This is a genomic window from Pseudomonas syringae pv. cilantro, assembly GCF_001293775.1.
GTDB lineage: Bacteria > Pseudomonadota > Gammaproteobacteria > Pseudomonadales > Pseudomonadaceae > Aquipseudomonas > Aquipseudomonas syringae_P.
The window spans coordinates 1-584 of sequence record NZ_LGLN01000051.1 but is presented as its reverse complement, the minus strand read 5'-3'; the positions used below and the strand labels follow the sequence as shown (position 1 = coordinate 584).

Below are 584 nucleotides of genomic sequence, written 5' to 3'. Positions count from 1 at the left end.
TGTAGATGACCGGTGTGAAAAATCGCGCCTTCTGCGTGAGGCTGCTGGTGGAAATGAAGCTGCTCAGCGTCGTTCTTCACCAGCAGGCAGCTTTTTCGGAACTGATTATTCGCCAGAGCAAAAAAACGCCCTCTACGTGGATCATCTGGTGAGAGAAATCTGCACATCGGCGAACCCACGCCACGATGAATCTCTTACGGGTCGAATCTCATGAGTATCAGCAACTTTGTAACCTATGTCATCCGCATGCCAGACAACACCGCATCAAGGGCCGCCCTGACTACCGAAGTGAATGCGTCGGTTATCAGGAATGGAGCAGTCATCACCGGGACATCATCGGAGGATGAAATGACCCTGAATGAGCTGTTTGAAGCGCGCCTGGATGACATCGATGTACAGGAAGCTCGCAGAGAAGCTGCAGTGCTGGCAACTCAGAAATACACTGCAGTTTGAAAAAATCGCCTCGTTCGTGACGCCTTGGATGTATTCGATCTACACCTCGGGAGTCTTCAGTTATGAGAGCAGTTCCTGACGCGATGCGTGACACTCCGGATCGGCGTCGTTTCAACAACCCTCACCATGCC

General features: G+C 51.9%; 2 protein-coding genes. Both read left to right on the top strand.

What is annotated here, in order from left to right; all coding sequences use genetic code 11:
* Positions 1-214: hypothetical protein (locus ABJ99_RS29150; protein WP_230081026.1), on the top strand; the 214-nt coding region annotated here is incomplete at its 5' end.
* Positions 211-453: a hypothetical protein gene (locus ABJ99_RS13635; RefSeq protein ID WP_054086289.1), complete on the top strand. Its 243-nt coding sequence runs from the start codon at positions 211-213 to the stop codon at positions 451-453. The genes ABJ99_RS29150 and ABJ99_RS13635, both read left to right, overlap by 4 nt.
* The last annotated feature ends 131 nt before the right edge of the window (positions 454-584 follow it).

Coding starts and splice junctions, on each gene's coding strand:
- ABJ99_RS13635 (WP_054086289.1), top strand. CDS start 211: ATGAGTATCAGCAACTTTGTAACCTATGTCATCCGCATGCCAGACAAC.